We start from the raw sequence: 25,718 nt of genomic DNA on the forward strand, positions 1-25,718 counted from the left end.
GATGGCGGTTCACCGGCAGCTAAAAAAGAGCGGGCTGATGCCCGCTCGCTCAACGCCTGATTTATGCCTCCAGCGCCTGATCCAGATCCGCCAGTATGTCTTCGATCGCCTCGATCCCCACCGACAGCCGGATCATCTCCGGTTTCACGCCAGCCCTGGCCTGCTCGGCCTCGCTCAACTGGCGATGGGTGGTGGAGGCGGGGTGGCAGGCCAGCGACTTGGCATCGCCGATATTGACCAGCCGCTTGAAGATCTTCAGCGCATCGTAGAAGCGTACGCCCGCCTCGTAACCATCCTTCAGACCGAACGAGAGGATGGCCGAGGGGCGACCGGCCATGTACTTCTCCGCCAGCAGATAGTGGGGATGACCCGGCAGACCGGCATAGCTGACCCAGGCCACCTTGGGGTGATGCTTGAGGTGGTTGGCGACCCGCAGGGCGTTATCCACGTGGCGCTCCATGCGCAGGCTCAGGGTCTCCAGCCCTTGCAGCAGCAGGAAGGCGTTCATCGGTGCCAGCGCCGCGCCGGTATTGCGCAGCGGCACTGTGCGTACTCGCCCGATAAAGGCGGCCGGGCCAAAGGCCTCGGTATAGACCACCCCGTGGTAGGAGGGCTCGGGTTTGGTCAGTTGGGGGAAGCGCTCGGCGTGATCCGCCCAGGGGAACTTGCCCGAGTCGACCACCACGCCGCCCAGCGAGTTGCCGTGGCCGCCGACATATTTGGTCAGGCTGTGCACGACTATGTCGGCGCCGTGTTCGATGGGTTTGCACAGCACCGGGGTGGCGACTGTGTTGTCGACGATGAGCGGCACGCCACGGGCGTGGGCCGCCTTGGCCAGTGCGGCCAGATCGACGATGTTGCCCGCCGGGTTGCCGATGCTCTCGCAGTAGACCGCCTTGGTCTTGTCGTCGATAAGGGCGGCGATGGCCTCGGCGCTGTCATCCTTGGCGAAGCGCACCTCGACCCCGAAGCTCGGCAGCATGTGGGCAAACAAGGTGTAGGTGCCGCCATAGAGCTGGGGGGTGGAGACGATGTTGTCACCGGCGGCGGTCAGCGCCTGAATGGCGTAGGTGATGGCGGCGGAACCTGCCGAGACCACCAGCGCGGCGATCCCTCCTTCCAGCGCGGCCATCCGCTGCTCCAGCACATCGTTGGTGGGGTTCATGATGCGGGTGTAGATGTTGCCCGGCACCGCCAGATTGAACAGGTCCGCCCCGTGCTGGGCGCTCTCGAACTCGTAGGCCACCGTCTGGTAGATGGGCACGGCGACCGCCTTGGTGGTGGGGTCGCTGGAAAAGCCGTGGTGCAGGGCCAGGGTCGCATCTTTCATCACACACTCCTTGTTGGATGTTGCTTGGCACAGTTATAACTGAGCCGTTATAGATGGATAGACGTCCAATCTATCAGGCTCGTGGCCGATGTAAACAGCAAGATCCGGCAAAGCAATGTCGCCCGAAGGGGATGGCGCTCCGATGGCGGGTAGGCCTGCCGTACTCAGAGGCGGCGGCGATACTCCTTGTCGTCGATATGCAGCATATCCCACTGCATCAGGCGGTTGAGCTGCTGCATGGGATCCTCGACGAGCGACAGCGGGCGCGGCAGGATCCGCTTGAAGTAACGGCGCAAGGTCTGCTGGATCCGGTTCGGTTTGAGGGGGTTGGCGTGGCTCATGATGGTGCTCCTCTGCTTTGGTTCTCACGTTCATCAGCAGTATTGAGCTAAAATGCGGAAGTAAAAGCTGATGACTTACAGAAACAGGATTTCCTCTTTTATGCCGACCGGTCGCCTCTACCAGCAATTTCAACGTCTCGCCCAGCAGCTTGGCAGCGATGAGCGGGAGATCAGCCTCGCTGAGGTGGCGGAGCTGCTCTGCTGCACCCCGCGCAACGCCCGTCTGTTGCTGCGGCGGATGCAGGATCAAGGCTGGCTCAGCTGGACAGCGGAAGCGGGGCGGGGGCGGCGCTCCCGACTCACCCTGCTCGACAGTCAGGAGAGCCTGACCCGGCGCCGGCTGCGGGATCTGCTCAGTCAAGGCCAGCTGGCGCAGGCGGTGCGGTTGGCCGAAGATCGCCTCGATCTGCTCACTCCGCTGCTGATCGAACAGCTCGGTCAGGCCACCCGCGAGGGGCGCCAGATCCTGCGAGTGCCCTACTACCGGCCGCTGCCGCAGTTGCTGCCCACCGGCCCGATGCGCCGCTCCGAAATCCACCTGAGCCGCCAGATCTTCAACGGCCTCACCCGGCGAAATGAGGAAAATGGGGAAATCGAAGGGGATCTCGCCCACCACTGGGAGTGTCTGGGCCCCTGCCACTGGCGCTTCTACCTGCGTCCGGCGGTCCGTTTTCACCACGGTCGCGAGCTGGTGGTGGAGGATGTGATGGAGAGCCTGCTGGCCCTGCGGGATCGCCCGCTGTTCGCCCATCTGGACCGGCTGGAGAGCCCCTGGCCGCGCACTCTGGATCTCTATCTCGACAGCCCGGATCCCTGGCTGCCCCACCTGCTGGCGGAGCCGGTGGCGACCATCTTGCCGCGGGAGCTCAAGGGGGAGGCGGGCTTTGCCCTACAACCGGTGGGCACCGGCCCCTACCGGGTCGCCGCCAACGATCCCCTGCATCTTTGCCTTGCCGCGTTCGACGATTTTTTCGGTTTGCGGGCCCTGCTCGACGAGATCGACATCTGGATGCTGCCGGAATTGGCGGAGCGGCTGGAGACCCACCTGCAGCTGGGGCGCGACAGCCCGGAGCTCGGCACCATGCGCGGCGAGTCGGAGCTCGAATCGGGCTGCTACTTCCTGCTGCAGGATGATCGTTCCGGATCCTTGCAGGATCCCGCCCTGCGGCAGTGGCTCGGCCAGCTGCTTAATCCGGTCGCCCTGATGGGGCGGGTCGCCCCCGAGTTGCAGCGGGGCTGGACCAGTGCCCTCGGCCTGCTGCCCCACTGGCGCGAAGCGCTGCCCGCGCCGTTGCCCACACCGGCGCAACTGCCGAGGAGACTGGTGCTCGCCTGCTTCAATCAGCATCTGGAGTTCAACGAGTGCGCCAACGCCATGAGCAGCCTGCTAGGGTCGCAGGGAATTGAGCTTGAGGTGCGCACCCTTGATTACGGTCGCTGGGTGAGCGGCGAGGATGAGGATGTGGATCTCTGGCTCGGCACCCTCAACCTCGAACATGCCGGCCCCTTTGCCCCTTACGCCTGGTTGCAGGGCACCCCGTTGCTGCGCAAGGTGTGGGGCAGTCAGCACGAGCTGTGGCAGGGGTTGATGCAGTGGCGCGCCAGCGGAGAGGAGCCCGGCCCTCGCGCCCTGTTGGCAACTGTGCAGCAGCAGAGCTGGTTTGTGCCGCTGTTTCACCACTGGCTGGAGCTGGAGAGCCGGGTCGGCGTGCACGGGGTTCGCATGACCGCGCTCGGCTGGTTCGATTTTCGCAGCGCCTGGCTGCGGCCCGAGCCGACCCATCAGCCCGCAGAGGCGCCATAGTTCGTCCAATTCCTGTCGCGGCTGATGTGCATTCCGGGGCCGCTTTCGTGAAAGATCCGTAAAGCGGCCGCCGCTGCACAGTTTGTGTCATGCCTCTGTGCCATGCTGTTTCAGGTTATGGACAGCAGAGCAAATGAGGAAAACGATGAGCAACAATTCAGACAGTTCCGCAGGAAAATGCCCGGTGATGCACGGGGGAACCACCTCCGTCGAGACGTCCAGAATGGCGTGGTGGCCGAAGAGCCTCAACCTCGACATTCTTCACCAACACGATACCAAGACCAATCCGCTGGGGGCCGGTTTCAACTATCGGCAAGCCTTGAAGGGGCTCGATATGGCGGCCCTCAAGCAGGATGTGACCGCCCTGATGACCGACAGTCAGGATTGGTGGCCCGCCGACTGGGGCCACTACGGCGGCCTGATGATCCGTATGGCCTGGCACTCGGCCGGTACTTACCGCATCGCCGATGGTCGCGGCGGTGGCGGCAGCGGCAACCAGCGTTTCGCCCCGCTCAACTCCTGGCCGGATAACGCCAACCTCGACAAGGCCCGTCGCCTGCTGTGGCCCATCAAGAAGAAATACGGCAACAAGATCAGCTGGGCCGACCTGATCATTCTAGCGGGCACCGTGGCCTATGAGTCCATGGGGCTCAAGACCTTCGGCTTCGCTTTTGGCCGCGAGGATATCTGGCACCCGGAGAAGGATATCTACTGGGGCTCGGAACAAGAGTGGCTGGCGCCCAGCAGCAAGCCGGGTGGTCGCTACTCCGGCGAGCGGGATCTGGAAAACCCGCTGGCGGCGGTGATGATGGGGCTTATCTACGTCAACCCGGAAGGGGTGGATGGCCAGCCCGATCCGCTGAAAACCGCGCAAGATATGCGGGTCACCTTCGCCCGCATGGCGATGGATGATGAAGAGACGGTAGCGCTGACCGCCGGTGGCCACACCGTCGGCAAGGCCCACGGCAACGGCGACGCCAAACAGCTCGGCCCCGAGCCGGAAGGGGCCACTCTCGAAGAGCAGGGGCTCGGCTGGATCAATCACCACAGCCGTGGCATCGGCCGCAATACAGTGACCAGCGGCATCGAGGGGGCCTGGACCACCCACCCGACCCAATGGGACAACGGCTACTTCGATCTGCTGTTCAAGTACGACTGGTGGCTGCAAAAATCTCCGGCAGGGGCCCATCAGTGGCAACCGATCAATATCGCCGAAGAGGATATGCCGGTGGATGTGGAAGATCCGTCGCTTCGCTGCAAGCCGATGATGACGGATGCCGACATGGCGCTCAAATTCGACCCCGAGTACCGCAAGATTGCCGAGCGCTTTCGCGATGATCCGGCGGCCTTCTCCGACGCCTTCGCCCGCGCCTGGTTCAAGTTGACCCACAGGGATATGGGGCCGAAGAGCTGCTATGTCGGCCCTTATGTGCCGACAGAAGATCTGATCTGGCAGGATCCGGTGCCTGCCGGACGTGCCGATTATGACGTGGCGGCGGTGAAGGCCAGGATTGCCGCCTGCGGCCTCTCCATCAGCGAGCGGGTGAGTATTGCCTGGGATAGCGCCCGCACCTTCCGAGGCTCCGACAAGCGGGGCGGTGCCAACGGCGCCCGCATCCGGCTGGCGCCGCAGAAGGATTGGCCGGGCAACGAACCGGCGAAGTTGGCGAAGGTGCTGGCGGTCTATGACAAGCTGGCGGCCGAGTGTGGCGTCAGCGTCGCGGATCTCATCGTGCTGGGGGGCAACCTCGCCATTGAGCAGGCTGCGCAGGCCGCCGGGGTGACGGTGAGCGTGCCGTTTGCGTCGGGCCGGGGGGACGCCACTCAGGCTCAGACCGATGTGGCCTCGTTCGAGGTGCTGGAGCCGTTGGCCGACGGCTTCCGCAACTGGCTCAAGCAGGACTATGTGGTGACGGCGGAGGAGCTGCTGCTGGATCGCGCCCAGCTGATGGGGCTCACCGCCTGCGAGATGACGGCGCTGGTCGGCGGGATGCGGGTGCTCGGCACCAACCATGGCGGTACCGGGCACGGGGTCTTTACCGATCGGGTCGGGGTACTCAGCAACGACTTCTTCGTCAACCTGACCGACATGGGCTACCAGTGGCTGCCGAAAGCGAACAATCTCTACGAGATCCGCGATCGCCGCAGCGGCGCCCTGAAGTGGACGGCCACCCGGGTGGATCTGGTGTTCGGCTCCAACTCGGTGCTGCGCGCTTATGCCGAGGTCTATGCCCAGGATGACAACAAGGAGAAGTTTGTCTGTGACTTCATCACCGCCTGGAACAAGGTGATGAATGCGGATCGCTTCGATCTGCTCGGCTAGTCCCCAAGCCGTTTGGTTATCTGCACCAGCCCCGCACACCCAAGATGTGCGGGGCTTTTTACTGCCCGCTTTTCTGTGCAGCCCTACAATCCGCCGCGCTGCGACATCCGCTGGCCGGTCGCGCAGGGCTGCTGGCATCCCTGTGCTTGGGCCAGCAGTATCATGTAACATGCTGATCCGCTGATGATGCCTGGCGGCCACCTATTGGCCACTTATGTCCCATGAACAGGACAAGGACAGAAACAAAGAGACAAGGAGTCAACTCATGCTGGAAATGCAGATCCAACCCCGCTTTCAAGAGACAGATGCCCTCGGCCATATCAACAATACGGTGCCGGCGGTCTGGTTCGAATCGGCGCGGGATCCCCTGTTCCGGATCTTCTCCCCCGAGCTGGATGTGCATAACTGGCATCTGATCATTGCGGGCTACACGGTGCAGTTCAAACGGGAGCTGTTCTACGGCCAGCCGGTCACCATCAAGACTGGCGTGCGCCGCATCGGCACCAGCTCCTTCACGGCCTGGCAGGAGGCCTGGCAGGGCGGCGAACTGGCCGTCACCGCCGAAACGACCCTGATCCATTTTGACTACCGGGCCCGCCAATCCCTGCCCCTGAGCGATGCTCATCGGGAAGGGTTACGAGCCTGGCTGACAGAGAGTTAACCACGGGCCGGATGGCCCATCACAGGAGTGCTATGTACAACTCAATGCGCAACACAGCGATCGCGCTGACCCTGGGATTCTGCTCCCTCCCTTCTCTGGCCGCTTCTCTTGCCGAGCAGTTTACCCTGATTGATAAGGGGGCGGAGAACGCCCTCGATACCCGTCAATTCAGCCATGACGGCGTCGATATCAAGGCCTGGATCGATGGCGTCCCCGTCATCATTGCCGTGCCCATCATGAACGAGCTGGGCAAGCTGGAAGGGGAGAGCCGCTACTACTTCAAGGGCGGCAAGCTGTTCGGGGTCAAAGAGCCCGCCGCCCAGTTCGCCTTTGACGACAGCGGCAAGCTGACCCAGTGGCTGGACGAGAAGGGCCAGCCTGCCGAGTTCGTCAGCAAGATGAGCATGCAGCAGCGTCAGGCGTGGCTCACCAAGCGGGCCGCCGAGCTGAGCAAGCTGTTTGTGGTGAGCGCGGCCGAACAGAAGGCTGCCAAGGGGGGCGTCAAGCTGAAGGGGGCGGAGCTCGCTCACTGGCTCTGCAACGGCAAACTGATGGAGCTCGCCCACGGCGACAAGGTGATATTCGAGCAGGAGAAGCTGAAGATTGGCGAGCAGGGGATCGAGGGGGAGGTCTCCCTGCGCCAGGATAAAGGGTGGCAGGAGCTGAGCCTCAAGTGCGAGGTGCAGGGCACTCAGGTAACCCGCCTCACCTGGCAGCCGCTGCCGGGTGCCAACAAGCCGCAATAAGCGCAGCAGCAAGGGGGCCCATCGCGGGCCCCCTTCTCATTCGGCCTGTGGTTCCCCCAGCTTGAGCCGGGTGAGCGCCTCGACCCGGCGCCACTGTCCGGGCTCAAACCAGCGGGCCAGCAGCTCCTGCTGCTGTTCGGTCCGGGCCTCGTTCGGCAGTTGTTTTCGCTCTGCCAGATAACCGGTGAGCTGCTCGTTGAACCCTTGCCGGTTCTGCTCCAGCTGGCGCATCCGATCCACCGCCTCCGGCCCTCCCGTCTCCAGCAGCAGAGCATCCCGTTTGGCCGGGTCCATCTGCGCCAGCCCCTGCAACTCCTTAAGCAGGCGGCTGTTGGCCTCCGCCTCGCGAAACCAGCCCGGCTGCTCCGCCAGCCAGAGATCCAGCTCGCTGGCCAGCTGTGACTTGTCGCTATCCCTTGCCTCTGCCAGTGCCCTGCGGCGCAGGGTCAGCTGCTCCATCAGCCGATCTTCGGCAAACAGCTGGGCTTGCTCGGCCGGGGTAAAGCTCTGCTGGCGCAGCTGCTCCCGCTCGTCAAACAGGATCTGCAGGCTGGCGAGGGTGATCTCGGTGGGCACCGTCAGGCTGCTCTGGGCGGAGACAAAGGTGCGGTAGCGGGCCTGCAGCGCATCGGCGGCCTCCTGCTCGGGATCGTGTGGTTGGCTCTGGGCGTGCTGGTTGGCTTGAGCGGGTGATGAGCCTGCCGTCGGTGCGGTGGGCCAGAGTAGCACCCCGCCGATCAGCAGGGTGATGGTACAGGGCACGGCGAGCAGTATGCCGCGCTTCATAACCCCAGCTCCTTGAGGCGGTTGGCGTGCTGGCGATAGAGGGTGATCGGATCGGTCTCGAGCAGATGGTGGATACCGAAAGACTGGTTCACCTCATCCAGATGGTTCATCCGGTAGCCGGTGCCGATCACCTTGCCGAGGTGGCTGCTGCAGACTCCGACCAGCCCGTCATTGGGCTCTTTGAAAAAAGCCCCGGTCAGCGCCAGCGCAGGATCCACCGGATCCAGCAGATTGGTCAGGTTGCCGCGTCCGCTCCAGGAGAAGTAGTAGACGCCGTTGGCTGCCTGCATCGGCCCCTCGCCGCAATAGCGGCTGGGCAGCCCCTCCGGGTAGCGCTGGTTGAACTGGCTGGCTCCTTTGCTGGTGAGGGCATCGAGTGCGGCGACCGGATCTTGCGGTAGCTGGCTCCCGCCCGAGAGCAGTGAAATCATGCCAGATAGCGCGTGGGCAGCGGCGGCGGTCAGTTTCTCGGCGGCGCTGCCGGGGGCGGCGTTGGCCCGCACCAGATCGGCAATCTCGGAGCCGTAGTTGACCCCGCCGACGCTGGTGGCGGAGGCAACCAGATCGGGCGCCACCGAGGCGACATAGCGGATGGTGGGGCCGCCGTGGGAGTGGCCGATCAGGTTGACCTTCTCGGCGCCGGTGGCAGCCAGCAGCAGTTCAACCTGGGCGAGCAGCTGTTCGCCCCGTTGCTCCGAGCTGGCGGTGGCCGACACCTGAGCCACGTAGACTTTGGCACCATCCCGGCTCAGGGCCTGGGGAATGCCGTAGAAGTAATCGACCCCGAGCAGCTTGTCGAAGCCGAACAGGCCGTGCACCAGCACTATGGGGTAGCGGGTCTGGGTATATCCGCTGGCGTGTGCCAGCATGGGCAGGGTGCAGAGCAGCACCAGAAGCCATCTCTTCATCATCAGCATCCTTGTTGATTCGTGAGGAACAGATTGTGTGGCGTACTCCATGTTCGCCGGTGCCAGTATGGTGGCTGCTGACGGGAGAGGCTGTGAGGGGGATCGCAACTCAGGATTCAAAAGGGATTGTTATCGGCCTGTGTGCAGCGCGGGCCGGGAGGCTGACCTCCCCGCCCTGCGGCTTATTGCCACTCCACCAGTTGATACTGCTTCTTGCCCCGGCGCAGCAGCAGGTAGCGGCCAAACAGTCGATCCGCAGCATTCAGCTGCTCATCCTGCTTGATGGTGCCATTGAGGCTGATGGCGCCCGCTGCCAGCAATTCGCGGGCGATGCGCCTGGAGTTCGCCAGACCGCAGCTGACCAGCAGGGTGACCAGATCGGTCTCGCCGCTGATGGTGCTGCTCGGCATGCCATCCTGCGCCAGCTGGGCCAGATCGCTCTCGCCGAGGCGGGCCACGTCGCCGCTAAACAGCAGCTCGCTGATGCGCTGCACCGCTGCCAGCGCCGCCTTGCCGTGCACCAGCTCGGTCAGCTCGTTCGCCAACACCTGCTGGGCCTGCTTGCGCCCCTGCCTCTGGGCATCTTCCGTCTCCAGTGCATTAATCTCGGTCAGCGACATAAAGCTGTAGTAGCGCAGGAAGCGGTAGACATCCTCATCCGCGGTGCCGAGCCAGAACTGGTAGAAGGCGTAAGGGGAGGTGAGCGCCGGATCGAGCCAGACGGCTCCACCCTCGGTCTTGCCGAACTTGGTGCCGTCCGCCTTGGTGATAAGGGGCAGGGTCATGCCGTGTACCTGCGCCTGATGGAGGCGACGGGTGAGATCCATGCCGCTGGTGATATTGCCCCACTGGTCGTTGCCGCCAATCTGCAGGGTGCAGCCGAGTCGCTGGTGCAGCACCGCAAAGTCGTAGGATTGCAGCAGGGCGTAGGAGAACTCGGTGAACGAGATGCCCTGATCCGGACGGGCCAGCCGCTGGCGCACCGACTCCCGCGCCAGCATGGCGTTGACCGAGAAGTGCTTGCCGATATCCCGCAGAAAATCGAGGGCGGACATCTGCCCCATCCAGTCGCCATTGTTGACCAGTTGCGGGGCTGACAGGCCGTCGTCGGCGGGCAGCTGCGCCTTGATCTGGGCCGACAGGCTGGCGACCCAGCCCAGCACGGTGTCGGCACTGTTGAGACTGCGTTCGGTTGCCTTGAAGCTGGGATCGCCGATAAGGCCGGTCGCCCCGCCCACCAGCGCCACCGGGGTGTGGCCCGCCAGCTGGAAGCGGCGCAGCATCAACAGTGGCACCAGATGACCGATATGCAGGCTGCCAGCGGTGGGATCGAACCCGCAGTAGACGGTGCGCGGGGTGGCGAGGTGGTCGGCCAGGGCCGCCGGGTCGGAATTCTGGGCCACAAGGCCGCGCTCGGTCAGCTCATCGAGCAGGTGGGGGTTGATCATGGGTGCTCCAATAGCAGTGGGAAAAGCCGTCATCCTCGCCGTTCTGGCCGGTGGCGGATATGTCCCCTGAGGGACAGTTTTGCCACTCTCGTGCTAGCATCCAGCCATAGCGGGGAATCGCTCCCCGCCACCGGAAACGAGCCGCCATGACCCAGCCATTGACCACAGATGCCCTGACCCGCAGCATGACCGAGGTGGTCGATGCCCTGCACAGCAGCGCCTTTGCGGCGGCGCTGGTGCGGCTGATCCAGCAACAGGTGGCGTTTGATTGCGCCCTGCTGCTCGGGGTGGGGCAGCGGCCCGTCTATCTCTACGACAACCTCAACCATCAGCGGGCCCTGCTGTTTGATCGCTACCTCACCAGCCACTTCAGTCAGGATCCCTTTATGCAGGCGCTGGAACAGGGCTTGCCTGCTGGCGTCTGGACGCTGGCACAGGTCTCCCAAGGGCGGCTCGATCCTGAATATCGCCACCACTTCTATCAGGCCACCGGCTGGCAGGAGGAGGTGGGGCTGATCCTGCCGGTGCGGGACGGGCTGACGTTGATGCTGTTTCTCGGCCGCCTCGACAAGCGCAGCACTTTGAGCCAAAGCGAGCTGGCGAGGCTGGAGCAGCTGTTCCCGCTGGTACATTCGCTGTGTCGCCAACAGTGGCAGCAGAGCCCGCCGCTGCTGGCCCAGAGCACTGCGCAGCCGGACAGCGCCAGCCTCAAGAGTGCGGTGGAGCAGGCGATGGCGAGCGTGGGGGGCGATAGGCTCACCCGGCGCGAGCGGCAGGTGGCGGAGTTGCTGCTGCAGGGGCTGGATACCGAGGCCATTGCCGCTGCGCTGGGGATTGGCAGCGGCACGGTGAAGAATCACCGCAAGCACCTCTATGGCAAGCTGCGGCTCGGCTCGCGGGCCGAGCTGTTCAATCTCTTTCTGAACCACCTCATTACAGCGCCGGTGGAGGCATCCCCCGTCTCATCGGAGGCAGATAAAGCGAGCCCGCCATAGGGCGGGCCGGGGTTACTCGAGGCGCGGGATGGGGGGACTGGTTTCGGGCAGGATGCTGAGCAGCTGGTAGCGCGCTATCAGCTTTTTGTATTCATCCCCCTGCTTGACCTTGTCCAGCGCCTGTTGCAGACGGGCAACCTGCTGCTTGTCTGCCCTCAGGTTGAAGGCGAAGCAGTTATCCTGCTCTTCAAGAATCGCGACGGTGACAAAATCCTCGCTGGGGAAACCCAGCTCCTTGGCCTGATGGCGTAACATCACCTCGTTGCCCGCCACCAGATCGGTGCGCGCCATGATCAGCTGGCGCACCACCTGATCCATCCGCTCCACCGCCATCATATTGCCCGGGCTGATCCCGCGGTTGAGCAACAACTGCTCCCCCACATCCGCCTGCATCACGCCGATCTGCAGCTTGGCGAGATCCGCTTTGCTAGCCACTTTGGGGGCATCCTGCTTGCGGCCGACCAGCGCGACCCGCGAGTGGCTGATGGGGCAGACCCAGAGGAAGTGGGGATCCCGCTCTTTGGTATGGGCGGTGGTAAAGAGCACGGCCTCTTGCTGTTGGGTCAGCAGATACCAACCGCGGGCCCAGGGCAGAAAGTGGATCGGTTGCTCCGGCTCCCCCATTTCGCGCCACATCAGGCGCAGCAACTCGACCGCCAGCCCCACAGGCTGACCATTTTTATCCTGGCCATTGAGCGGCATGTTCTGCTCCGAATAGTAGATAAGTGCCGGAGCCGGGAGCGCGATAAACAGAGCGAGAGAGGCGAAAGCAGAGAGCAGATGACGCATGATGCACTCCTTGTGCGAGTAGTTACCTAACAGTCTATGTGGCCTTTGCCATAACTTCATGATCCGGTGGCGGGATAAAAAACAGGCCACCTCGCGGTGGCCTGTCGGTTTATTTGAGCAGGGCTTCCATCTCCGCCTCTGCCTTGGCGCGGGCCTTGGCTTCCGCCGCTCTGGCGGCATCGGCGATGCTCTCTCCGGCCGTATGAGAGGCGGCACTGACAGCCTGTTTGGCGGGTGCTGCCAAGGCCTTGGTCGCTTCTTGCGTCACGGTGGCGGCAGTGCTGCTGACGGCTTGTTGGGCAGGAGCGGCAACAGCCTTGGTCGCTTCTTGCGTCACGGTTGCAGCAACACTGCTGACGGCTTGTTGGGCTGGAGCGGCAACGGCTTTGGTGGCCTCTTGCGTCACGGTTGCGGCGGCGCTGCTTACCGCCTGTTTGGCAGGAACGGCAACAGCTTTGGTGGCTTCCTGCGTTACGGTTGCGGCGGCGCTGCTGACTGCCTGTTTGGCCGGAGCAGTAACGGCCTTGGTGGCTTCCTGTGTCACGGTGGCGGCAGTGCTGCTGACGACCTGTTTGGCGGGAGCGGCAACAGCCTTGGTGGCATCCTGTGTCACGGTGGAGGTGGCGCTGCTGACTGCCTGTTTGGCCGGAGTGACAACAGCCTTGGTAGCTTCCTGCGTCACGGTGGCAGCTGCGCTGCTGGCTGCTTGTTTGGCAGGCGCAGTGACTGCGGTGGTTGCACTGCGGGTCAGGTTGGTCGCGCTCTGGCTCACCGCTTGGACGGCCTGTCCGGTGGCTTGTCTGGTGGCCTGTCCTGTGGCGTTGGCGGCTGCGCCGCTGATGACCTGGCTGGCGCTGTCGGCCAGCGAGCCGGTGACGCTGCTGGTCACTGTGCCCAAGGCGCTACCAAGGGAGAAGGGGGAGGCGCCGCTCTGACTGGTTGCGGTTGCGGTTGCAGTTGCAGTTCCGGTCAGGGCATTGGCCGCCGGGGTGAGCTGGCTGGCGGGGGTCTGCCATCCCTGCATGGTGGTTGGCCAGGTCGGTGCCGTGCCCGCCAGATTCTCGCCAAAGGTCTGGGTGGTACCATCCCCTTTTTGCAGCAACACCGACATCTGGTTGGTTTGCGAGTTCCACACCATGCCCGCCTGCTTGGCGATATCCGGCACCGGCGCATACTCGGAGAGCACATAGAAAAGCGGCCCCTCCTGCTGTAACTTGTCGGCGGTCTTGAGCAACTGCATGGTGCTGTCGTAGTTGGGGCCAAGGATGGCGGTCATCCGATCCTTGATCAGGGGTTGTTCGAACAGATTGACCTCGTTCGGGTCAAAGCCGACCAGCGGCTTGAGCAGGGCCCACATCAGCTGGCTGGTGGGGCTCATCATCAGCAATGGGGCAACGCAGGCGGACAACATCAGGCTCAGGCAGGCCGCCTGAAGCAACGGCATGATACGCATTGGGATAATATCCAAATAACGATTTGATAAATAAGGTTATATTTTGTCAGGAAGTGACAAATTTACCGGAAGTTTGCGGGTGGCAACGAGAGCCTGCCCGCAGGCGCAGGCAGGCTACCATATTGGTTCCACAATGCCAGCAGGCAGTATGATTGTCAGTCAAGTAAACCCCGGGACTGGTCGCTCCATCGAGGGCACCCCGCAACGAAACAGGATCTACCCCATGAGAAATATATTGTTCTGCCTGCTGGCCGCCTTCTGGCTGGCGCCTGCATCGGCTACCCCCAAAACCACGGTTGCGGGCGAGTCTGCCAGCCCCGAGCTGGTCCTGCCATTGGGCGCTTTGCCAGAGCGGGTCTGCTGGTTTGCCGATCAGAAATATTCTGAAGGGGGGCGGATACTGCAGGGGGATATCTGGCTGGAGTGCGGCCCGCTGAATGATCTCGAGAGTAATGGCCCGCTGGCCTGGCGATCCCCTGCAATGGTGCTGCCTGCCACCAGAGGGGCGAAAGATCAGAAGACGATTTCCGTGGGGCAGTGAGGCTTTTCTTGATCCAGCTAAAGACATGGACGTGATCCCTGTCGCATAATGCAGCTCCTTTCTTCTCTTGGCTGGAACCTAAGAAATGGCTCGTCGCTCTTCCAATGCACAACGTCGTCGCAGTAGCTGGTGGTACAAACGCTTGTTGGCAAGGGAGCGGGAAGAGCGTGAATCGCGTTCCGTCAGGGATTGATACTGCATTGAAAAACGGAGCCTCGTGCTCCGTTTTGTATTTATCACCGCAGATGGAACTCGGTGGTGCTCTTCCAATGCACAGCTTGGTTGCCGTAACGGGTGGTACAAACGCTTGTTGGCAAGGGAGCGGGAAGAGCGCGAATCGCGTTCCGTCAGGGATTGATACTGCATTGAAAAACGGAGCCTCGCGCTCCGTTTTTGCGTTTATTACCCTTAGCTGCATAACAACGGGGGCCGAAAGGCCCCCGTTTTGTTTTGCTGTCTTTTACCTGTCAGATCATGGCCTAGCGTTGCAGCGCGGCCAGTGCCAGTTCGATCCGCTTGGCGTACTCGGGGTCGGCCTGCTCGAAGTGCTTGAGCTGGGCAGCGACGATGGCGTCATCCTCCACATTGATGAGGGAGCGCGCCAGGTTGGCGGCGAGCCGTGAACGCTGTCCCTCGTCCATGATGCGGAACAGGTTGCCGGGCTGGCTGTAGTAATCGCTGTCGTAGTCACGGAAGTCGTAATGCAGGGCGGCCCCTTCCAGACTCAGCGCCGGCTCGTGCTGCTCGCTCGGTTGCTGGGTACCGAAACGGTTCGGCTGATAGTTGGGGCTGGCGCCGCCATTGCTGTCCGCTCGCATGGCGCCATCACGATGGGCGCCGTGATGGAACGGGCAGCGCGGGGCGTTGACCGGCAGCAGACCGTGGTTGACGCCGAGGCGATAGCGCTGGGTGTCACCGTAGGAGAAGAGCCGCCCTTGCAACATACGATCCGGCGAGAAGCCGATACCGGGCACCACGTTGGCCGGGGTGAAGGCGGCCTGCTCCACGTGGGCGAAGTAGTTGTCCGGGTTCTGGTTAAGCTCCAGCACGCCGACCGGGATCAGCGGGTAGTCGCTGTGCGGCCACACCTTGGTGAGGTCGAACGGGTGGATGTTGTAAGTCTGGGCATCGGCCTCCGGCATCACCTGCACATAAACCTTCCAGCGCGGGAAGTCGCCCTGCTCGATGGCATTGAACAGATCCGCCTGGCTGGTCTCCCGATCCTGCCCGACGACATTGGCCGCCTCTTCATCGGTGTAGAAGCTGTGGCCCTGCTCGGTCTTGAAGTGGAACTTGACCCAGAAGCGTTCGTTGGCGTCGTTGATAAAGCTGAAGGTGTGGCTGCCGTAGCCGTTCATCTCCCGCAGGCTCTTGGGAATGCCGCGATCGCTGAACAGTATGGTGACCTGATGCAGGGATTCCGGATGGCGGGACCAGAAGTCCCAGGCGGCGGTGGCGCTGCGCAGGTTGGTGCGCGGATCCCGCTTCTGGGTGTGGATGAAGTCGGGGAATTTCAGTGGATCGCGGATGAAAAAGACCGGGGTGTTGTTGCCCACCAGATCCCAGTTGCCCTGCTCGGTATAGAACTTGAGGGCGAAGCCACGCACGTCGCGTTCGGCATCGGCGGCACCCTTCTCACCGGCCACGGTGGAGAAGCGCAGGAAGACCGGGGTCTGCTTGCCGATGGCGTTGAACAGGCCGGCCTTGCTGAACTGGCTGATGTCGTGGGTCACGGTAAAGGTGCCGTAGGCGCCGGAGCCCTTAGCGTGAACCACCCGCTCGGGAATGCGCTCGCGGTCGAAGTGGGCGAGTTTCTCCATCAACCAGATATCTTGCATCAATACGGGGCCGCGCGGGCCGGCGGTGAGGCTGTTGTTGTTGTCGACGACGGGTGCGCCGTTGGCGCTGTGCAGGGTTTTGTCAGTCATGGCTTCTCTCCTTGTTGATATGGGGCCAGCCTACGGATCTGCGCAATGATCGGCCAATGGGCCTTTCCTCGCCCTTTGATAGGCAAGACAAATGGGTGCGGGTGGGGGATGTGTAACCGCGCCGGATATTGCATGATGGAGGCTTCGAGAAGGAGCCTCATATGCAGATTACTATCCGTCATGCCGAACCCGCCGATGCCCCCGCCTTGCGGGATCTCTACGCCCTGCCCAATGCCCAGGCGGGCACCTTGCAACTGCCGTATCCGACCCTGAGCGTCTGGCAGAAGCGGTTGGATAGCGGTGATGTGGTCGCCTTGGTGGCGGAGGCAGATGGGCTGCTGGTGGGCCAGATCTCATTGCATGTGGAGCCCAATCCCAGACGCAAGCATGTGGCAGGTATTGGCATGGGGGTACGGGATGACTGGGCTGGCAAAGGGGTGGGCTCTGCCCTGATGGCCGCGGCGTTGGAGCTGGCCGATAACTGGCTCAACCTGCACCGGATTGAACTGACGGTTTTCGTCGATAACGAAGCGGCGCAGGCGCTCTATCGCAAGTTCGGCTTTGTGGCAGAGGGGCGGGCCCGTGACTATGCCTTCCGCCAGGGGCGCTATGTGGATGTGTTCTACATGGCCAGAGTTGCGGGGGGCGCCAGTCGCTAACGGCATGGTCGATTATCAGGCCAGATTGCGCCCGGTGATCCGGGCGCTGGAGCAGAACCCCGAGCTCTGCCTTCGCGAGGCGGCCAGTCTCGCGTCGCTCTCCAGCTATCACTTTCATCGGGTCTTTACCGCCGTCACCGGCGAAACCCCGGCCGAGATGCAGCGCCGTCTGCGGCTGGAGCGGGCGGCCCGCGCGCTCTGCTACAGCCGGGATCCGGTGACCGAGATAGCCTTCTCGGCCGGTTTTTCCAGCTCGCAGGCCTTTGCCAAGGCGTTTCGCAAGCAGTTTGCCATGACGCCGGGGGCGCTACGCCAGCAACCCTCGCTGCTGCAACTGAGCAAGAATGGACACGCCGCCCCCCGTGAGGCTGGTTATGCTGAAAGCCATTCCCATGAAAGGAGGCAACCGATGAAAACCGAACAGATGGCCCCGCGCACCCTGGCTTATATCCGGGTGACCGGCCCTTACGGCACTGGCTATGAACCGGTATGTGACCAGCTCTACCAGTGGTCTGCCGAGCAGGGGCAGGCCGAGGGGGAGTGGATCTTCATCTACCACGACAACCCCGAGATCACTGCGCCCCAGCAGTGCCGCACCGATATCTGCGTCACCGTTGCGGCCGGTACCAAAGGCTGCGGCAATGTGGAGATCCAGCAGTTGGCGGGAGGTCGTTATGGCCAGTCACGTTTCACCGTGACCGACCCGGCGCAATATCCCGCGTTCTGGCAACAGCATATCGGTGAGGTGGTGGCGGCCGGTTTCGAATTTGATGATCGACCCTGTTTCGAGCTCTATCACAGCTTCGATCCGGTGACCAAGGTCGCGGATGTCAGCTTCTGCTCCAGCCTCAAGGGGTAGGGCAAAAGAAGACGGAAGGGGCGGTGCAGAACGTCGTGCAGAAACACAAGAGCCGGACAGTGTCCGGCTCTTGTGTTTCTGGCGGTTGAGGCAGCGTTTAGCGCTGGAACCCCTTCTGGGCGAACTTGGGGCGGGCGTTCATGATCTGCTCCACCTGCTCGTCGCTCATCTTGCCGCGCGACAGCCCCAGCACCTTGTAGGTGAGCAGAGGTCGGGCGGGCAGGGCGATCATCAGGGCACGGATCTGGTTCTCGTCATCCTTCTCCCGTACCGGCTTGCCGTAGGCGTAGGTGAGGACGCCGGCATCCATCAGGTTTTTGACGGCGGGCTCGGTGATCGGCAAGTTTATGACGCTTTTGCGCTGCAGCACGAACTCGCGCAACACAGCCTTCTCGTTGAAGTCGAGGAAGCCGATCATCTGGGTCAGCTGGTCCTGTTGGCGGCGAGCTTGCCACTCCTCACAGGCCCACTCCCAGGCGATCAAAAAGCCCTGACTGCAGAAGTAGGAGATGGCGATCAGCATGCCGACTCCCAGCCAGGCCGCGTGTTCCATCGCCCACAGGCTGACAGCCCCTTTCATCAGCCCGGCCGGAAACAGCAAGATGATGCTGCTGCAGAGCAACAACCAGACCATCAGCCAGTTGAGGCGGTTCAGTTGATAGAAATGTTGGATCCACCGTTTCATCGTTCATCCTTCCCAAACTGTTGTGGATAGTGAACTACCTACAGCAAGCTGTGTGCCAAGAGTGCAATTTGGGGGGGAGTGCGGCGGGCCGGGTTACATTCCCTTACAACTCAGTCAGTGAGTGATGAATTGTTTATCTTGTGAACGGGCTGCCGCGTTGCTAAAAAGCCCCCTCAGTCATTGGGGAGTAGCAACCCGCCCGCATTCCGGGCCGGGCCCATGTCAACACTCTTGGATCCTCGCATCCATGGCATGGGCGGCGATAGGCACTATCGCTCTGCAAGACCTTTGGCCTCGATATGCACGCCAGCCGGGCGAGCCATGTCGGGTCCATTGGTTATTCTGCTCGCCTGGCGGTATCTATTATGTTGATTACCCTGCTGTTATTTCTCGTCTCTGCGGTCACCATCTACCTTGCCTGCGAATACTTCGTCAACGGCATCGAGTGGACCGGCCACCACTTCAAACTATCCCAAAGTGCCACAGGCTCGCTGTTGGCGGCGCTCGGTACGGCGCTGCCCGAGTGCATCGTCACCCTCACCGCCTTGCTGATGGGCAACACGGCCGCCCAGCAGGAGATCGGCATTGGCGCCGCTCTTGGCGGGCCGCTGGTGCTGGCGACCATCGGCTATGCTGCGGTCGGTCTCACCCTGCTGCTTTGCATGGGGCGTACCGAACGGGCCATCAATGGTGAGGTGCAGCGTGAGATTGGCCGGGATCAGCGCTGGTTTATCGGTATCTTTCTGGTGGCGACCGCGCTGGGTCTGGTCGCCTTTAGCGGCAAGAGTTGGCTGGCCCCGCTGTTTGTGCTGGTCTACCTCGTCTATGTGCGGCGCGAGCTGAAACAGAGCGACAGCCACGAGGTCGAGCTGCCGGAGCCCCTCAAACTGGCACCCGATGCCGGGATTCCGCCCCTTGGCAAGGTGCTACTGCAGACGCTGGGTGCGCTGGTGGTGGTGGCGCTGGCGGCCCAGCTGTTTGTTCATCAGCTGGAGAGCATGGGCGAGCTGTTTGGCCTCTCGCCGGTGCTGGCGGCCCTGCTGCTGAGCCCGGTGGCGACCGAGATGCCGGAGCTGATGAACGTGCTGATCTGGGTGCGACAGGGCAAGACCAGGCTGGCCTTGGCCAATATCTCCGGGGCCATGATGATTCAGGGCACCATTCCCAAGGCGTTCTGTCTGCTGTTTACCCCTTGGCTGCTGAGTGGTGCCATGCTGGCCTCTGCGATCGTGACAGTATTGGCGATGGTGTTGCTCTGGTGGGGGTTTCGCCGGGGGGCGATGACGGCTGGTCGTCTGGCACTGATTGGTCTGCTCTATCTGTGCTTCTGCGGCTGGCTGTTAGTGATGTGAGCGGGATGTGACCATTCAGGGGGGGCGGATCGGTCGGGGCACCAAGGTGGTCACTCGTGAGTGCCGCGAAGTAGCAACAACACAGCCCGGCAAGACACTCCTGCCGGGCTGTGGGTCAGGCGGCCCCGCCCCTTAAGTTCCAAGCCGGTTTCAGGTGGGCTGGGGCAGCTGTTGTTGCGAGGTGCGTTGCTGGAACCAGAGCCAGAGGCCGATGGCAAAACCCAGCACTGAAAGACTGACCACATAGTGGGAGGGGGCCAGCATGTCGTTCTTCATCCAGAGGGTCACCGCCATCGGGGTGAGGCCGCCGAAGATGGCGTAGGCCACGTTGTAGGAGAACGACAGACCGGAGAAGCGCACCACCGGCGGGAAGGCGTTGACCATCACGTAAGGCACCGCGCCGACAATCCCGACCGCAAAGCCCGCCAGCATGTAGAGCGGCACCAGCTGGCTCGTGCCGGCCGCCAGACCGTGATAGAAGGCGTAGCTGGAGCCTGCCAGCAGCAGGGAGCCGAGCATGAAGGTGATACCGCTGCCCAGCAGGTCGATCAGTCGGCCATAGACGATGCAGCCGAGGGTCAGGGCGACGATGGCCAGCGAGTTGGCGGTCAGGGCGTCGGCCGGGCTGATGCCATAGACCTTCTGCAGATAGGTGGGGGTCATCAGGATCACCACCACGATCCCGGCGGAGAGCAGCCAGGTCAGCAGCATGGAGACCACCACGCTGCTCTTGTGATTGCGCAGCACCGTCTTGAGGGGCAGCTCGTCGGCCAGGGTCTTGTTGGCTTTCATCTCGGCGAAGACCGGGGTTTCGTGCAACCAGCGACGCAGGTACATGGCGACGATGCCGAAGATACCACCCAGCAGGAAGGGTACTCGCCAGCCCCACTCGCTCACTTCGGCCGGGGTCAGGCTCTTGTTGACCGCCGTGGCGATCAGGGAGCCGAGCAGGATGCCGGCCGTCAATCCCGCCGTGAGCGTGCCGCAGGCGACCCCGACCCGACGGGCAGGAACGTGCTCGGCGACAAATACCCAGGCGCCGGGCACTTCACCGCCGATGGCCGCGCCTTGCAGGATCCGCAGTCCCAGCAGGGCGATGGGGGCACCGATGCCGAGTACCGCATAGGTTGGCAGCAGACCGATCAACAGGGTCGGCAGCGCCATCATGATGATGCTGAGGGTGAACATCCGCTTGCGACCGATGAGATCGCCAAAGTGGGCCATGATGATGCCGCCGAGCGGGCGGGCCAGATAACCGGCGGCGAAGATGCCGAAGGTCTGGAACTGGCGCAGCCACTCGGGAATGTCGGCCGGGAAGAACAGCTCGCCGATGACCACGGCGAAGAAGACGAAGATGATGAAGTCGTAAAACTCCAGCGCACCGCCGAGGGCAGCCAGACTCAGGGTCTTGTAATCCTGTCGATTGAGGGGGCGGGCGTGATCGTGTTGTTGTGCGGTTGTGCTCATATCCGTATGTTTCCCATCGGTTTTTTTATTTATTGTCAGCCCGCGCAAGGGGCATATACAGGTGTTCGAGAGTATGCTGCCTGCCTCTTGTGTGTAAATCGCGCAATTCGCAACACTGTCTTGCATCTTTTTGGGGCAACTTTTTTGGGAAAACCAGAGCGCCCCACTGGCGGAGGAATGATGGAAAAGAAACGGGTACTGCTCTCCTGGAGCAGCGGTAAGGATTGCGCCTGGGCACTGCATCAGTTGCGGCAAGATCCCGCCATTGAGGTGGTGGGGCTGTTTACCACCCTCAATCAGGCATTCGAGCGGGTGGCGATGCACGGGGTGCGTAAGCAGCTGTTGACCGAGCAGGCTGCCTGTGTCGGGCTGCCCCTCATCACCATCGATCTGCCCTGGCCCTGCAGCAACGAGGATTACGCCCGCATCATGACCGGCTTTATCGCCGATGTGGTGGCACAGGGGATCCGCCATATGGCCTTTGGCGACCTGTTCCTTGAGGATGTGCGCGCCTACCGTGAACAGCAGCTGGCAGGCACCGGTATCGAGCCACTGTTCCCGCTGTGGGGCAGCAACACCGGTGAACTGGCGCCGCAGATGATGGCCGCTGGCTTGAAGGCGCGGATCAGTGCCCTCGACCCGAACAAGCTGGATGCCAGCCTGGGTGGCCACGATTTTGACGAAGCACTGCTGGCAGCGCTGCCTGAGGGGGTGGACCCGTGCGGTGAGAACGGCGAGTTTCACACCCTGGCCTATGATGGCCCCATGTTTGCCCGTCCGCTCGGCATTCGGGTCGGGGAAACCGTACTGCGCGACGGCTTTGTCTTTACCGATCTGCTGCCAATCGAAGATTAATTGTCGGGCGTCAAATGCTCCCTTTTGCAGGAACGTTCACAGATTTGAGGGGCGGGATGGGGGCACTATTGGCCCCCTCTTTTGATTGAAGATGACAACCTGCCTTATGAAACACCTCTCTCGTCCGGCGCTGCTTGCCTCCCTGCTGGCTGCTGCCCTCTCTCTGCCTGCCGTCGCGGGTGAAGCCGCAACCCTTCAACCGATCCCTGCCGGTGTAACTACCGTCACGCTGGCCCAGCAGGCGCCGATCCACTGGGTCTCAGTGGAGCAGATTGCCAAGAGTCTGGATGGCTTGCCGCCGATGGCGGTCGGCTTCGACATCGACGATACCCTGCTCTTCTCCAGCCCCGGTTTTTATCGCGGCAAGCAGGAGTTCTCGCCCAACGACGAGAGCTATCTGAAGAACCCCGCCTTCTGGGAGAAGATGAACAACGGTTGGGATGCGTTCAGCATGCCGAAAGAGGTGGGCAAGGCGCTCATCGCCATGCACCTCAAGCGCGGTGACCACATCTATTTCGTCACCGGTCGCTCGGCCACCAAGACCGAAACCGTTAGCCAGACCCTGCAACAGACCATGGAGATCCCGGCCGCACAGCTCAATCCGGTGATCTTCGCCGGTGATCAGCCGGGCCAGAACACCAAGGTGCAGTGGCTCAAGGAGAAGCAGATGAAGGTCTTCTACGGCGATGCCGACGGGGATATCAAGGCGGCGCAGGAGGTTGGCATTCGCGGCATTCGTCTGCTGCGGGCAGCCAACTCCAGCTACCGGCCACTGCCGCTGGCAGGGGCGCTGGGGGAAGAGGTGATCATCAACTCCCAGTTCTGATCCATACCGGATCCATGTAATAAGGGCGGGGCCATCGGCACCCGCCCTTCTGCTTTTAAGGAGTCATGCAAAGGCGTGGCGCCTTAGTCAGCTCACGGTATCAGTCAGCCCACGGCATCTCGGGCAGGCTGTCGAGGAACTCGCCGTAACGGGTCAGATTGAAGGGGCCCTGATCGGCCTCCATCGCCATCAGCTCGGCCCCGAGGGCGCAGGCGATATACTGCAGCGCCTCTGCCCGCGGGGTGCCCTTCATCACCAGCCGCATCAGGGTCGCCTTCACATGGGGCGGGTGACCATCGTTGAGCTGGTTCTCCACCATCTCCAGCAGCGTCTCTTCGTCAAAAAATTCCTGAGTGTCGTTCATGGGGTATCCACAACAGTAAATGTGGCGGCCAGTATAGCCCTAACCGCCCCCACGCCCTGCACAATCAGGCAATAAACTGCCTGCGGTTCGTGGCGGTTAGGTACGGCAAATAAGCCCGAACAGGGTGTAGCGATCGCGCTGGTTGACGCGGCAGTAACTGATGCCGGCGGGCAGCGCCTGCTGCAGGGTGATGGCGCTGTGCTGATAGTGGCAGACCAGATAGAGGGGGCGAAGGCTGCTCTCGAGCTGGCTCCAGTAGTGGGTCTCGTCGTTGTCGCCGTTATCCGGTTTGAGCTGGGCCAGCTCGGCAGGATCTCCGTCGAACAGGGCCAGATTATCGAGCCGGTGGCTGAGGGTTTCGTCCTGTTTGCCATCGTCATTGCGGGTGAACGCCTGCCAGCCCTGCTGCGGGGTCAGCAGTTGCTGGCTAACCTCGATGGCGGGCGGGCAATCAAATTGCAGGCTGGCGGCAAGGGCAAGGGTGGTCAGTAACATGATCTCGGATCTCTCTTCATTCCATCAATCCCGTCCCCATGCTATGTCATCTGCTACTGAACAGCTTCATCATTTTGTCCAGCAGATCAAGCTGTTGTGGTGGCTGTCTCATGGACTCAGCCTCCCGCTCCAGCAACGCCTGCTGCTCCTGCTGGCGGTCGCTCAGTACCCGATAGAGGGGCTCGACCAGCGACTCGCGCTGCATCACCAGCTCCTGAAACATCCCCTGATTAATGCGATAGGTTTCCACGGTAGCAAGCGCCCGTACCGTGAAGGAACTGGGCTCGCCAGTCAGCAGGCTCAGCTCGCCAAAGAAATCACCAGCCCCCAACGAGCCCAGTTTCAGCTCTCGCCCTTCCACGTTGACCAGCATCTCCGCCTCTCCCTTGACCAGTACGAACAACCAACCGGAGATCTCCCCCTGCTCCAGCATGATGTCGCCGCTGACAAAGGGGGCGAACTTCACCTGATCGGCCAGCTGGAGCAACTCGTTCTCCTGCAACATGGCAAACAGCGGCAGCTTGCGCAGGGTGTCGGTACGCTCGGCGGTGTGGCGTTTGTGGCGGGCATCCAGGTGCTGCTTCTCCTTGGCCATAAAGACGTTGAAGATCGGCGGGGTGAGGCGACGATCGTTGCGGCGCAGGGCAGCATCTATGAGGCTGCGCACCATTGAGTCGGTCGGATCGTCGCGAGCCAGATCGGTCAGCCAGTAGCGCACTGCATAGCGGGCAATGCCCCCCTCGACGTTCATCAGCAGGCAGTCCGGTTGCGGATGCTTGGCGACACAGGGGAGCTTGGTCTCCCGCAGGGATTTCTCGATCAGCGCGATGATCTGGGTCGGCAGGGTATCGAGGGTCAGATCGAACCAGACCCAGCGCCGCCACTGCAAAGGTTCGCCCTGACGGCGGCCGAGCACGGTGAAGCGCTGTTTGAGCAGATGGCTGTTGGGGATGACGACGGTTTCCCAGTTGCGGGTCTCGATGGTGGTGGCACGCCAGTTGATCTCCACCACTCGGCCCTGAGTGGTATCTACTTGCAGCCAGTCACCGATGGCGATGGAGTTGTCGAGCTGAATGGAGACCCCGGCCAGCAGGTTGCCCAGGGTATCCTGCATGGCGAAGGCGATGACGGCGGTGATCACCGCCGAGGTGGTGACTATCTCCCCCAGCGCCATCCCGGAGGCATAGAGACGAAACAGCCCCCAGCCGATGTAGCCGATGGTGATGACAATATCGGCGATAATCCGCGGGATCCGCACATGGCAGAGGGGGAGCAGAAACTCGAACAGCAGGATCCCCCACACCTTTACCAGTATCAGGCCCGCCAGCAGGGTGGAGATCTCGATCAGCAATTGATGGGGCAACGGCAGTTTGAACCAGCCCCCTTCCAGCTGGATCAGCAGGATCATCACCGCGCTTATCATCACGAAACTGAGCTCGGAGAGCAGCTCCCGGCGCTGGCCCGGACGACGCCAGAGGTGGATCAGCATCAGTGACAGGGTGAACAGAGTCCAGAATGGGTGTTCCATGATCCATATGATGGCAGGTAGTAGCGTGAGGTTATCGCCAGACATAGCAGCCCCTTCTTGTGGTTTACCACCAGCATAGTTGCTGTAGCGAGGGGAAATGGTGCGTTGGTACAGCAATTTATTTATGCTGTGCAGAACCAGGCAAAGGAGTGCGATCTAGTGTCAATTTCAAAGAAAATCATCTGCTTGATGGCCCTGTTACCACTGGCCGGTTGCGATCTGCTGGTGGATAAATATCGGGTCGAGTTCAGGGATGGATCCTGGCGCGAGATAGCCATCACCCCCTTCTCCAGCGAGGCGCGCTGGCGCGAGGGATGTGCCACCGGCGAAGTGCTGAGCGATATGAAAGTGCCGATCAAGCGCGGTGACAAGGTCAATGGCCGGGAGCAGTTGCTGATCGGCGGCGAGAAGTTCGAGCTGGATGACAACAACCTCTACCGCAGCAATGGCATGGTGTTCGGTCAGTCCCCGGATCATATCCAGCGTGGGCTCAAGGGAATGGATATATGCCGAACTATGCGCCCCGAGCGGGGTGGCTTGCCCAAGCTCAAGGCGCGCGGTTTCGGCGACTGACC

The 25,718-nt window shown here is 62.3% G+C and carries 25 protein-coding genes and 1 riboswitch; of the genes, 12 read left to right on the forward strand and 13 right to left on the reverse strand.

Translation table 11 applies throughout. The features are described 5' to 3' along the window. Nucleotides 1-61: 61 nt before the first annotated feature. Together CK911_RS18650 and CK911_RS18655 are read right to left on the reverse strand one after the other, a co-directional pair. Entirely contained in the window at nt 62-1,330 is a 1,269-nt protein-coding gene (locus CK911_RS18650; RefSeq protein WP_098971813.1) for an O-acetylhomoserine aminocarboxypropyltransferase/cysteine synthase family protein, read from the reverse strand. 164 nt (nt 1,331-1,494) lie between these two features. Then, on the reverse strand, nt 1,495-1,671 hold the full coding sequence (locus CK911_RS18655) for a hypothetical protein (RefSeq protein ID WP_098971815.1): 177 nt from the start codon (nt 1,669-1,671) through the stop codon (nt 1,495-1,497). A 100-nt stretch (nt 1,672-1,771) separates the two neighbouring features. On the opposite strand from CK911_RS18655, the gene sgrR reads away from it, so the two are divergent. From sgrR to CK911_RS18675, 4 genes are all read left to right on the forward strand, one after another. After that, entirely contained in the window at nt 1,772-3,475 is a 1,704-nt protein-coding gene (gene sgrR / locus CK911_RS18660; RefSeq protein WP_172954058.1) for an HTH-type transcriptional regulator SgrR, read from the forward strand. 145 nt (nt 3,476-3,620) lie between these two features. After that, a complete protein-coding gene (katG, locus tag CK911_RS18665) occupies nt 3,621-5,798 on the forward strand; it encodes a catalase/peroxidase HPI (protein WP_098971819.1) in 2,178 nt (725 codons plus the stop codon). A gap of 265 nt (nt 5,799-6,063) precedes the next feature. Further along, the gene (locus CK911_RS18670) at nt 6,064-6,459 is read left to right on the forward strand and encodes a thioesterase family protein (RefSeq protein ID WP_042019823.1); all 396 of its coding nucleotides are present in this window, start codon (nt 6,064-6,066) and stop codon (nt 6,457-6,459) included. A gap of 44 nt (nt 6,460-6,503) precedes the next feature. Next, nucleotides 6,504-7,205, forward strand: a complete 702-nt coding sequence (locus tag CK911_RS18675) for a hypothetical protein (protein WP_098972795.1) — start codon at nt 6,504-6,506, stop codon at nt 7,203-7,205. A 36-nt stretch (nt 7,206-7,241) separates the two neighbouring features. Here the strand turns inward: CK911_RS18675 and CK911_RS18680 are convergent, their stop codons facing one another. The 3 genes from CK911_RS18680 to tyrS all read right to left on the reverse strand — a co-directional run bounded on the left by CK911_RS18680 (nt 7,242) and on the right by tyrS (nt 10,347). After that, nucleotides 7,242-7,991, reverse strand: a complete 750-nt coding sequence (locus tag CK911_RS18680; RefSeq protein ID WP_098971821.1) for a lipase secretion chaperone — start codon at nt 7,989-7,991, stop codon at nt 7,242-7,244. After that, entirely contained in the window at nt 7,988-8,899 is a 912-nt protein-coding gene (locus CK911_RS18685) for a triacylglycerol lipase (RefSeq protein ID WP_098971823.1), read from the reverse strand. The genes CK911_RS18680 and CK911_RS18685 overlap by 4 nt, the downstream gene beginning before the upstream one ends. A gap of 182 nt (nt 8,900-9,081) precedes the next feature. Beyond that, nucleotides 9,082-10,347: a tyrosine--tRNA ligase gene (gene tyrS / locus CK911_RS18690; protein ID WP_098971825.1), complete on the reverse strand. Its 1,266-nt coding sequence runs from the start codon at nt 10,345-10,347 to the stop codon at nt 9,082-9,084. 146 nt (nt 10,348-10,493) lie between these two features. Here tyrS and CK911_RS18695 point away from each other — a divergent pair, with 146 nt between their 5' ends. Further along, nucleotides 10,494-11,342, forward strand: a complete 849-nt coding sequence (locus CK911_RS18695; RefSeq protein WP_098971827.1) for a helix-turn-helix transcriptional regulator — start codon at nt 10,494-10,496, stop codon at nt 11,340-11,342. 12 nt (nt 11,343-11,354) lie between these two features. Here the strand turns inward: CK911_RS18695 and CK911_RS18700 are convergent, their stop codons facing one another. After that, complete coding sequence (locus CK911_RS18700; protein WP_098971829.1) at nt 11,355-12,131, reverse strand: ABC transporter substrate-binding protein; 777 nt, start codon at nt 12,129-12,131, stop codon at nt 11,355-11,357. 109 nt (nt 12,132-12,240) lie between these two features. Beyond that, nucleotides 12,241-13,584, reverse strand: a complete 1,344-nt coding sequence (locus CK911_RS18705) for a hypothetical protein (RefSeq protein ID WP_098971831.1) — start codon at nt 13,582-13,584, stop codon at nt 12,241-12,243. A 223-nt stretch (nt 13,585-13,807) separates the two neighbouring features. On the opposite strand from CK911_RS18705, the gene CK911_RS18710 reads away from it, so the two are divergent. Next, nucleotides 13,808-14,125: a DUF1496 domain-containing protein gene (locus tag CK911_RS18710; protein ID WP_098971833.1), complete on the forward strand. Its 318-nt coding sequence runs from the start codon at nt 13,808-13,810 to the stop codon at nt 14,123-14,125. A gap of 479 nt (nt 14,126-14,604) precedes the next feature. Here CK911_RS18710 and CK911_RS18715 read toward each other — a convergent pair whose 3' ends face one another. Further along, nucleotides 14,605-16,053, reverse strand: coding sequence for a catalase (locus CK911_RS18715; protein WP_098971835.1), 1,449 nt, complete (start codon nt 16,051-16,053; stop codon nt 14,605-14,607). Nucleotides 16,054-16,214: 161 nt separating this feature from the next. On the opposite strand from CK911_RS18715, the gene CK911_RS18720 reads away from it, so the two are divergent. Then, nucleotides 16,215-16,712, forward strand: coding sequence for a GNAT family N-acetyltransferase (locus CK911_RS18720; protein ID WP_098971837.1), 498 nt, complete (start codon nt 16,215-16,217; stop codon nt 16,710-16,712). Between the two features lie 4 nt (nt 16,713-16,716). After that, nucleotides 16,717-17,571 (forward strand): GyrI-like domain-containing protein, encoded by an 855-nt coding sequence (locus CK911_RS18725; protein WP_098971840.1) that lies wholly within the window; start codon nt 16,717-16,719, stop codon nt 17,569-17,571. Between the two features lie 97 nt (nt 17,572-17,668). On the opposite strand, the gene CK911_RS18730 is transcribed toward CK911_RS18725, so the two are convergent. Then, on the reverse strand, nt 17,669-18,256 hold the full coding sequence (locus tag CK911_RS18730; RefSeq protein WP_098971842.1) for a superinfection exclusion B family protein: 588 nt from the start codon (nt 18,254-18,256) through the stop codon (nt 17,669-17,671). Nucleotides 18,257-18,426: 170 nt separating this feature from the next. Then, nucleotides 18,427-18,533: riboswitch (yybP-ykoY riboswitch) on the forward strand. An 88-nt stretch (nt 18,534-18,621) separates the two neighbouring features. Between CK911_RS18730 and CK911_RS18735 the strand changes: the two genes are divergently transcribed. Continuing rightward, on the forward strand, nt 18,622-19,608 hold the full coding sequence (locus tag CK911_RS18735; RefSeq protein ID WP_098972797.1) for a sodium:calcium antiporter: 987 nt from the start codon (nt 18,622-18,624) through the stop codon (nt 19,606-19,608). A gap of 150 nt (nt 19,609-19,758) precedes the next feature. On the opposite strand, the gene CK911_RS18740 is transcribed toward CK911_RS18735, so the two are convergent. After that, on the reverse strand, nt 19,759-21,075 hold the full coding sequence (locus tag CK911_RS18740; protein ID WP_042024487.1) for an MFS transporter: 1,317 nt from the start codon (nt 21,073-21,075) through the stop codon (nt 19,759-19,761). 180 nt (nt 21,076-21,255) lie between these two features. On the opposite strand from CK911_RS18740, the gene CK911_RS18745 reads away from it, so the two are divergent. Continuing rightward, nucleotides 21,256-21,930 carry an ATP-binding protein gene (locus CK911_RS18745; RefSeq protein ID WP_098971844.1) on the forward strand — a complete coding sequence of 225 codons (675 nt, stop codon included), beginning with the start codon at nt 21,256-21,258 and terminating at the stop codon, nt 21,928-21,930. Nucleotides 21,931-22,036: 106 nt separating this feature from the next. Beyond that, nucleotides 22,037-22,756, forward strand: coding sequence for an acid phosphatase AphA (aphA, locus tag CK911_RS18750; RefSeq protein WP_172954059.1), 720 nt, complete (start codon nt 22,037-22,039; stop codon nt 22,754-22,756). Nucleotides 22,757-22,856: 100 nt separating this feature from the next. Here aphA and CK911_RS18755 read toward each other — a convergent pair whose 3' ends face one another. The 3 genes from CK911_RS18755 to CK911_RS18765 all read right to left on the reverse strand — a co-directional run bounded on the left by CK911_RS18755 (nt 22,857) and on the right by CK911_RS18765 (nt 25,188). Further along, nucleotides 22,857-23,120 (reverse strand): hypothetical protein, encoded by a 264-nt coding sequence (locus CK911_RS18755; protein ID WP_042024501.1) that lies wholly within the window; start codon nt 23,118-23,120, stop codon nt 22,857-22,859. 96 nt (nt 23,121-23,216) lie between these two features. Next, nucleotides 23,217-23,615 carry an STY0301 family protein gene (locus CK911_RS18760; RefSeq protein ID WP_098971846.1) on the reverse strand — a complete coding sequence of 133 codons (399 nt, stop codon included), beginning with the start codon at nt 23,613-23,615 and terminating at the stop codon, nt 23,217-23,219. A 46-nt stretch (nt 23,616-23,661) separates the two neighbouring features. After that, nucleotides 23,662-25,188 (reverse strand): mechanosensitive ion channel family protein, encoded by a 1,527-nt coding sequence (locus CK911_RS18765; protein ID WP_098971848.1) that lies wholly within the window; start codon nt 25,186-25,188, stop codon nt 23,662-23,664. Between the two features lie 144 nt (nt 25,189-25,332). Between CK911_RS18765 and CK911_RS18770 the strand changes: the two genes are divergently transcribed. Then, the gene (locus tag CK911_RS18770) at nt 25,333-25,716 is read left to right on the forward strand and encodes a hypothetical protein (RefSeq protein ID WP_042024506.1); all 384 of its coding nucleotides are present in this window, start codon (nt 25,333-25,335) and stop codon (nt 25,714-25,716) included. Nucleotides 25,717-25,718: the final 2 nt, after the last annotated feature.

It is taken from the genome of Aeromonas sp. CU5 (assembly GCF_002586745.1).
Taxonomy (GTDB): domain Bacteria; phylum Pseudomonadota; class Gammaproteobacteria; order Enterobacterales; family Aeromonadaceae; genus Aeromonas; species Aeromonas sobria.